The 8,614-nt window shown below is 77.9% G+C and carries 4 protein-coding genes and 1 pseudogene; 2 read left to right on the top strand and 3 right to left on the bottom strand.

The window, feature by feature from the left end; translation table 11 throughout:
- Both ACFRMQ_RS04525 and ACFRMQ_RS04520 read left to right on the top strand, forming a co-directional pair.
- Positions 1–572 (top strand): annotated as a pseudogene (locus ACFRMQ_RS04525) (DUF4157 domain-containing protein); the annotation flags it as partial.
- A 123-nt stretch (positions 573–695) separates the two neighbouring features.
- Positions 696–962: a hypothetical protein gene (locus tag ACFRMQ_RS04520; RefSeq protein WP_380726831.1), complete on the top strand. Its 267-nt coding sequence runs from the start codon at positions 696–698 to the stop codon at positions 960–962.
- Between the two features lie 48 nt (positions 963–1,010).
- On the opposite strand, the gene ACFRMQ_RS04515 is transcribed toward ACFRMQ_RS04520, so the two are convergent.
- From ACFRMQ_RS04515 to ACFRMQ_RS04505, 3 genes are all read right to left on the bottom strand, one after another.
- On the bottom strand, positions 1,011–3,953 hold the full coding sequence (locus ACFRMQ_RS04515) for a BTAD domain-containing putative transcriptional regulator (protein WP_380726829.1): 2,943 nt from the start codon (positions 3,951–3,953) through the stop codon (positions 1,011–1,013).
- 107 nt (positions 3,954–4,060) lie between these two features.
- Entirely contained in the window at positions 4,061–6,799 is a 2,739-nt protein-coding gene (locus tag ACFRMQ_RS04510) for a BTAD domain-containing putative transcriptional regulator (RefSeq protein WP_380726827.1), read from the bottom strand.
- A 99-nt stretch (positions 6,800–6,898) separates the two neighbouring features.
- On the bottom strand, positions 6,899–8,419 hold the full coding sequence (locus ACFRMQ_RS04505; protein WP_380726825.1) for a hypothetical protein: 1,521 nt from the start codon (positions 8,417–8,419) through the stop codon (positions 6,899–6,901).
- Positions 8,420–8,614 lie beyond the last annotated feature (195 nt).

Raw genomic sequence — 8,614 nt, 5'->3', positions numbered from 1 at the left:
CGCCGCGCACCCCGGCCCGCACGGCGGAACCGGCGCCCAAGCGGCCGGTGCGGACCTCGGGGGGGGTGTCCGCACTCGGCCCGGCCGGGGCCCGGGCCCTGCAACGGGCCATCGGCAATGCCGCGTTCGCCCGGCTGGCCGCCCCGCGGCCGCACGTGCACGGCGCCGGGTGCGGCCACGAGGTGCGGCGCGGCGCCGTCCACGAGGTGCTGCGCGCGCCCGGCCGGCCGCTGGACGACGCCACCCGGGCGGACCTGGAGGAGCGGATGGGCGCCGACTTCTCGGACGTGCGCGTCCACACCGGCGCCGCCGCCCGGCGCTCGGCCGCCGAGATCGGCGCGCGCGCCTACACCTCGGGCCGGCACATCGTCATCGGCGAGGGCGGCGGCGACCGGCACACCCTCGCCCACGAGCTGACCCATGTCATCCAGCAGCGCCGGGGGCCGGTCAGCGGCACCGACAACGGCACGGGGCTGCGGGTCTCCGACCCCGGCGACCGCTTCGAGCGGGAAGCGGAGGCCAACGCCCGGGCCGTGCTGGCCCGCCCCAGCCGGTCCGCGGCGGCACAATCGGACCGGGTCACACCGTAAACGGCTGATTCAGATCGCTGTTGATCGGATGTCAAGAGGATGTTGATCAGATCCGGCCACGATGGTCCCCACCTGAACGAGGCACCACCGAAAGGGCAGGACACCGTGTCGAACACCGAGCGGACGACGGGGAACAGGACGACCGGCGCGGCCGGGCGGCTGCGCCGCGGACCGGCCGTGGCGGGGCTGGCCGCCCTGCTGGTCGCCGCCGCCGGAGTCGCCACCGGATCGGCGACGGCCGACCCCGGCGCCCCGGCGGCCCCCGGCCGGCACGCGACCGACAAGCCCCGGCGCGAGGACGACCGGCACGGCAAGCACCACCTGCTGCGCGGCCACCACCGGCCCGCCCGCTCCACCGCGTCCGGCGGCTGAGCCCCGGCCGCCCCCGCCACCCCGCCACCCCGCAAGCCCGCTACCTCGCTACCTCGCGAGCAGACCCAGCAGCCGCTCCGCCTCCACCGCGTCCGGCAGCCCGAGCCGGGTGAAGACGGCGTGGGCCTGCTCCAGGTCCGCGCGGGCCGCCTCGGTCCGGCCCAGATCGGCCTGGGCCTGCCCGCGCACGGTCAGGGCGAGCCCCCGGTCCCACTCCGAGCCGCGCTCCAGGCACCGTTCGACCGCCCGCTGCGCGTACCCGACCGCCTCGGCGGACCTGCCGGTCGCCCGCAGGGAGTCGGCCAGCCGGTACAGCGCGTGGACCTTCCAGCCCTGGATGCCGGCGCCCCGGCAGACGCTGAGGCAGTCGCAGAACCGGGCGATCGCCTCCCCGTGGCGCCCCTGGTCGTGCAGGGCCAGGGCCTGGACGTAGAGGGCGTGGGCGATCCCGGCCTGGTCGCCCAGCGGCCGCAGCAGCGCCAGGGCGCGGTCACAGGCCGACACCGCCTCCGCCGCCCGGCCGCTGCGCACCCGGGCGAGCGCCGCGCCGGCCGTGCTCGACGCCTCGCCGGAACGGTGGCCCAGCTCCCGGGCCAGCTCGACCGCCTGGTCGTACCAGACGATCGCCTCCTCGTGGCGGTGCAGGATCTGGGCGATCACCCCCAGCCCGTTCAGCGCCTGCCGGAGGATCACCCGGTCGCCGGCCGCCCGCGCCCCCTCGGCGGCGAGCCGGGCGTGCTCCAGGGCGGCGGCCGGGCCGGCGATCCGGGTCACGATGCCGCTGTACCCGAGGCGGCCCTTGGCGGCGGTCCCGGGATCGCCCCGGCGCTCGGCGGCCTCGGCCACCGCGAGGGCGGCCGGCGCCAGCCGGGTGCAGCGGGCGTCGCCGGCGTCCTGGACGAACGGGATCACGGCGAGCAGCAGGTTCGCGGCGGTGCGCACCGACCCGCCGTCCTCGCCCGCGGGCCGCCCGGCGGCGCGCAGCACCGCTTCGAGGACGGTGTCCGACTCCGCCTCGACCCAGCTCCGGGCCTGCCGGAGGTCGCGGAACCGGAGCCCGGTGGCCCTCCCCGGGTTGAGCACGTCCGCGACCGGATCGCCCGGCACCAGGCGCGCGACGGCCTCGCAGGCACTGGCCAGCAGGAAGTCCAGCAGCCGCGCGAGCGCCGGACCGGTCTCCTCCGGGTGCCGCTCGGCCCGCTCGGCCGCGAAGGCCCGGACCAGCTCGTGCCGGCGGTAGCGCCCGGCCGCGGACGCCTCCAGCAGCGCCGCGTCGACCAGCGACTCCAGCAGGTCCCGCGCCCGCGCCCCGGTCGTCCCGAGGAGCGCCGCGGCGACGTCCGGAGAGACGCTCGACGCCCCCGCCAGGGTGAGCAGCCGGAACGCCCTGGCCTGTTCGGCGGTCAGCTGCCGGTAGCTCAGTTCGAAGACCGCGTCCACGGCCAGGGTGCCGACCCGCAGCTCGCGCAGCCGTCGCTGCTCGTCGCCGAGCCGCTCGACCAGCCCGGCCAGCGTCCACCCCGGGCGGACCGCCAGCCGGGTGGCCACGATCCGGACGGCCAGCGGGTGGAAGCCGCAGACCGCCGCCAGGTCGAGCGCCTCGACCCGCTCCCCGGCCAGCCGTTCGTGGCCGATGACCGCGCCGAGCAGGCCGAGCGCCTCGCCCGGGTGGAACGCCTCCAGGGCCGTGCGGCCGGTCAGCGGCAGCCCTGCCGGCAGCGAGCGGCTGGTCAGCAGCACCGCGCAGCCCGCCGACCCCGGCAGCAGCGGGCGGACCTGGGCGTCGTCCCGCACGTCGTCGAGCACGATCAGCACCCGCCGGCCGTCCAGCAGGCTCCGGAACAGCCGCGACCGCTGCTCGACGCCCTCCGGGATCGCCTCGTCCGCGACGCCCAGCGCGGCGAGGAACCAGGCCAGCACGACGGCCGGGTCGACCGGCTCGGCGCCGACGCCGCCGAGGTCCGCGTAGAGCTGCCCGTCCCCGTAGCGGCCCCGGACCCGGTGGGCGGCCCGCAACGCCAGGGAGGTCTTGCCGATCCCGCCCATCCCGCTCACCGCGACCACCACGGGGGCCGACCCACCGGTCGCGGTGAGCCGGTCGCACAGCTCGGTGAGCGGCGCCGCCCGACCGGTGAAGTCGGGCAGGTCGCCCGGGAGTTGGGCGGGCACCGGCAGGTCGGCGACGGTCGCCCGGAACGGCGGTTCCGGCCGGGGGTCCGGACGGCCGGGCTCCGCCGCCCCGATGTGCCGCCGCACGGCGAGCAACTCGGGACCGGGATCGATGCCCAACTCCTCGGCGAGCCGCCGCCGGTGGCCGTCGAAGACCTCCAGCGCCTCCGCCCGCCGGCCGTCGGCGTGCAGCGCGCGCATCAGCAGCGCGTACGGACGCTCGCGCAGCGGGTGCGCGGCGGCGAGGTCGGACAGCCGGGCGATCGCGCGGCGGTGCCGGCCGAGGTCCACGTCCAGGTCGAGCCGCTCCTCCAGTGCGGCCAGCCGGAGTTCGGCCAGCCGCTCGCGCTGGCGGTCGGCGTACGGGCCGGGCACCCCGGCCAACGGCTCCCCGTCCTGCCACAGTCCGAGGGCGGTGGCGAGGAGGTCGCCCGCCGACTCCGGTCGTCCGCCCGCGCGGGCCCGGGCCGCCTCGGCGACCAGGGCCGAGGCCCGCTCGGCGTCGACCGCCTCCTCGGGGACGGCCAGCCGGTAGCCGCTCCCCGACCGGAGCAACACCTCGGGCTCCGCCGCGTCCCGTTCGACCACCCGGCGCAACCCCCAGGCGTAGGTGCGCAGCGCCGACAACGGCTTGCCCGGCGGCTCGTCCCCCCACAGGGCCTCCACCAGCCGCTCCGCGGACACCGCACGGCCCGGGTGCAGCAACAGGGCCACCAGCATGGCCTGCTGACGTGGCGTACCCGCACTCGCCCCGACGCCGTCGCGCCACACCCGCACCGGCCCCAGCACGGTGAAGCGCGGCCCCTCCCCCACAGCCCCCATGGCACTCCTCTTCGATCTCACCTCGGGTGATCACTTGCGGGGCCCGAGGCTAGTGGGGGCCACTAACCGTCCGATCAACGGTCGCGAACGGGGGCCCGGCCGGACCGTCACACCCGCTCCGCCCCCGTCTCCACCCCCACCCCCGCCTCCGCCTCCCGCCGGAGACCCGCCCCGCCGTCCGCCAGCCCCCGCATCGTCCGCTGGATCCGGGCGGCCGCGTCCACCGGCGCCTTCTCCGAGGTGAAGTACGAGTACAGGTGGACGATCTCCTTGGCGTACCAGGCCGGGCTGCCGACCTGCCGCGGATCTCCCCCGGCGTCGGCCGCCAGCCGGGCGACCTCCCTGGCCTCGGCGCCCCGGCCCAGCTCGACGAGCGCGGCCGCGCGCATGTGGCTCCCCAGGTACCGGACCTCCTCGTTGCCGACCCGCGCGGCCCACTCGACGGCCTCCCGGGCGTAGCGCTCGGCCGTGGCGTAGTCCTTGCTGACCCACGCGTAGCCGGCCCGGTCGCTGAGCGCCTCGGCGGTGAGCTCCGGCGGTATCCCGGCGCCCAGGGCCGCCGTGACGGCCAGTGCGGAGAGCCGCTCCAGCCGGTTCCAGTACGCCGTGCCCACGAACAGGCCGCTGATGCCGAGCCCGTTGAGCGCGCAGACGACGAGCGGCAGGCCCCGCACCGGCGGGACGTCCCGGAGGATGCGCGCCACCGTGCTGCTGAGCAGCAGGTGTTCGTCCAGCAGCCAGGCCCGGGCCTCGGTGGGGCGGCCGAAGACCAGCCCGGTGTGCTCGGTCGGCCACAGGACGGCCCGGACGCCGCCCGCCGCCCGGTTGCCGCCGGCCGCCCGGTCACCCCGGTAGAGGGCCTGGCGCAGGGTCGCGATCAGGAAGTCGAGCAGGCGCAGCAGGGCGTCCGCGCGGGCTTCGGGTCCGTCCTCGGCCTCGGCGCGCTGCCGCGCGTAGAGGCGGACCAGGTCGTGGAAGCGGTAGCGCCCGACGCCGTGGGACTCCAACAGCCCGGCGTCGACGAGCGGTTCGAGCAGCCACTCGGCCTCGCGTTCGGGCAGCCCCAGCAGGGCGCCGACGGCGGAAGCGGGGAAGTCGGCGCAGTCCAGCAGGGCGCACAGCCGCAACGCGCGGGCCTGGTCGGCCGGGAGCGCGGCGTAGCCGAGGCCGATGGTGGCCTCCACGGACAGGCCGCCGACCCGCAGTTCGCTCAAGGTCCGGGTGTGGTCGCGCAGGCGGGTGACCATGGCGGTGGGGTCGCGGTCGGGGTACGCGGCCAGCCGGGAGCCGATGATCCGCAGGGCCAACGGCAGCAGGCCGCAGGAGCGGACGAGCTCCTCGGCGGTGTCGGGGTGGCCGGCCAGCCGGCCGGGCCCGGCGAAGCGGTCGAGCATCGCGACGGCCTCACCGGTGTCGGGAACGCCGACCTCGAAGCGGCGGGCGCCGGCCATGGTGAGCACCCGGCTGCGGGAGGTGACCAGGGCCGCGCTGCCCGGCGCACCGGGCAGCAGCGGCTCCAACTGCCCGGCGTGCGCGGCGTTGTCGAGCACGACCAGGACCCGGCGCTCGGCCAGCGCCGAGCGGTAGGCCGCCGCCCGGGCCTGCAAGGTGGCGGGGACCTGCCCCGGCGCCAGGCCGAGCGCCACCAGGAAGTCCGCCAGGACGTCCATCGGGTCGACCGGGCCGGTGCCCGCGCCCCGCAGGTCGACGTACAGCTGCCCGTCGGCGTAGTCGGACCGGACGGCGTGCGCGGCGTCGAGCGCCAGGGCGGTCTTGCCGACGCCCCCGATTCCGGTCAGCACGACCAGCGGCATCCGGTCCGGATCGTGGCGCAGCGCCTGCCGCAGCTCCCCGCGCAGCTCCCGTCGTCCGGTGAAGTCGGCAGCCGACGGCGGGAGTTGACCGGGGCGCCCGGCCGGGTAGGGCCGCGCCGCGGGCCGCTGGGGAGGGACGGCCGCGAGCAGCCGGCGGTGCCGCGCCGTCCCCGGGGAGGCGGCGTCCGGCGACGGGCCGCGTTCGGCGGCCGGTCCGGCCGGTCCGGCCGGCCCGCCGGCCAGCACCCGGGCCTGGGCGGCGACCAGTTCGGGGCCCGGCTCGGTGCCGAGTTCCTCGCGCAACACCTCGCGCGCGCCGGTGAATTCGGCCAGCGCCTCGGCCACCCGCCCGTCCCGGTGCAGCGCGAGCATCCGCAGCGCCCGCAGGTCCTCGCGCAGCGGGTGTTCACCGATCAGCACGGCCAGGTCGGCGGCGGCCCCGGCGTGCTCGCCCAGGTCGTCGCGGCAGCGCAGCAGCGCCACCTGCCCGTCGAGGCGCAGTTCGGCCAGCCGTTCGCGCTCCCGCTCGGCGAACGGCCCGGCCACTCCGGCCAGCGCCTCGCCGCGCCACAGCGCGAGCGCGCCCGCGTAGCCGTCCCGGGCGGCCGTGACCCGCCCGGCGGCCAGGTCCTCGCCGGCCTCGGCGCGCAGCCGCTCGAAGCGCAGCGCGTCCACCGCGTCGGGTGCCACGTCCAGCCGGTAGCCGCCGTGGTCGGAGCGCAGCAGTTCCTGGGCGTCGCCGAGCGCCCGCCGCACCCGCCAGGCGTAGGTGCGCACCGCGCCCAGCGCGCTCGCCGGGTGGCCCGCGCCCCACAGGCCGTCGACCAGTTCCTCCGGACCGCACCGGCGGCCGGCCCGGAGCAGCAGCACCGCCAGGAACGCCCGCTCCAGCGGCCCGCCCAGCGCGGCACCCGGGCGGGGGCCGGTGATGCCGAGCGGGCCGAGCAGGCGGAACGCCAGGCCCTCCCCCGCCGCCGCCCCGCCGCCCCTTACGGCCGTTCCGTCACCACTGCCCGCTGCCACCCCAGTCACGGTTGGGCAGCTTACGCCCAGGTGGCGCGGGCTCCCGGCGCGGGTGCGGCAGGGTGCGGCGGCTTCCCGGGGAGGGGAAGGGAGGGGAGGGGCGGTCGGTCAGGAGGCCAGTTTCTTCTTCTCCAGGAGGTGGAGGACCTGCTCGCGGTTCTGTGCGAGGTACGCCTCCCAGCTCGCGCCACCGTCCTCCCGTTCGACGTGGAGCGCTTCCAGCACGCTCTGGGCGGCGTGCCGGACCTCGTCCGGCACCGGCTTCGGCCGTCCGTCCTTGTCGCGTCCGGAGGCGAGCTCGTACAGCCGGACAGCCATCTCCTTGCGTTCGCCGGGCTTCTTCCGGGGGTTCAGGGCCTGGAGGATCGCCTGCCCGGTCGTCACCCCCTCCTCCTTCCGGAACGCCAGGTAGCGCCGGTACAGCTTGTATCCGGCCAGACCGGCGGCCGGTACCGCGGCGAGACCGGCCAGCACCCAGCCGACCGGGCCGCTCGCGGCGAGCGCCCCGGCGGCGACGGCGACGGCCGCGCCGCCCGCACCGATCTTCAGCACGTTCGAGGCCATCGAGGCCGCCGTCTTCCAGGCGCGCCGCCGCCGCTTGCCGGCGGCGTAGCCCAGCACGCCCGCCAGGGAGTCGAGCGCGCGCAGGCCGGCGGTCTCCTCCCCGGCCTGGTCCTCCCGCCGGCGCTCGATCCCGGCGAGGCGCTCCCGCACCTCGGTCAGCCGCCGCTCGCGCTCCGCCGGGTCGAGGTCGGCGGCGTTCTCCAGCTCGCCCAGCTCCGCCCGCGCGGCCGCCCCCTGCCCCGCCAGGCCGCTCAGGGCCCGCACGCACTCCGCCCGGAACGCCGCTTCGGCCGCCACCAGGTCGACCTGCGCCAGCTTCGAGCGGACTTCGCGGTTGCGGTGCAGCGTCCAGGCCTCACGGGTGGCCTTGACGGCCGACAGCAGGATCGCCAGTCCGCCGGCGGCCCCGCCGAGGCCGGCCGGCACCTTGAGCCCGGCGGCGGCCAGCTTGGCCTTGAGTCCGGTGCCGGCCAGCCCCACTCCCGCGGCGGCGGTACCGCCGAGGTCCAGGGCGAGGTCCGCGGCCCGGCTCCGCAGGTACTTCCCGGGCATCTTCTTCTGCCGGGCCTCACGCAGTTCGAACCCGCTCTTGGCGGCGCTCGCCACCGAGGCCACCCCGCCGACGGCCCCGAACGCGGCAGACGCCTGGCCCGGGATCCGCGCGCCGCCCAGCGCGCCGGCCGACTTGCCGAGCACCGCGTCGACGCCGTCGGCACCCCGCTTCGCCCAGTCCGGGTACTTCGAACGCTCCCCCCAGTGGACGGCCTCCCCCACGCGTTCCCGGACGGACCGCCGCGCCGCCGCCTCCGGCTCCCGCACCTGCTCGGGCCCCCGCCCTCCGTGCTCCTGCTCCGTGCCGAGCACGGGCAGTTCGATCTCCTCCGGAACCCCGGTCCGCTGCCCGGCGGCGGAGCGCTGGACCTGGAGCGCCCGGGTGAAGGCGCGGTTCCCGGCCGCCGACCGGACCGTCCGCGGCGGCCCGGCCACCTGCCGCGGCGGGGTCTCCCGGTCGCGCCGGGCCGGTGAACCGCCCGACCGTGCGGAGTGCTGCTGCTGGAAGCGCATGCGGCGAACGTCCAATCCCCTGGGCCTTTCCCGCGATGCTGTCGCGCCCCCGGCCCGGCCCGCCAGGCACCGCCGGGCGGGCCCCCGGGCGCTCCGCGCTTCCCTCCCCCACCGTCGGCGCCGTCACCGCCCGGGCGGCCGGACACCCCCGGGCCGCCGCCCGATCGGGCCTCCGGACCTGCCCCTGACACTGCC

The sequence above is a fragment of the Kitasatospora sp. NPDC056783 genome, assembly GCF_042789895.1.
In the GTDB taxonomy this organism is placed as follows: Bacteria; Actinomycetota; Actinomycetes; order Streptomycetales; family Streptomycetaceae; genus Kitasatospora.
Note: the sequence above shows the minus strand (reverse complement) of the source record. Positions and strands in the feature narration are given on the sequence as shown.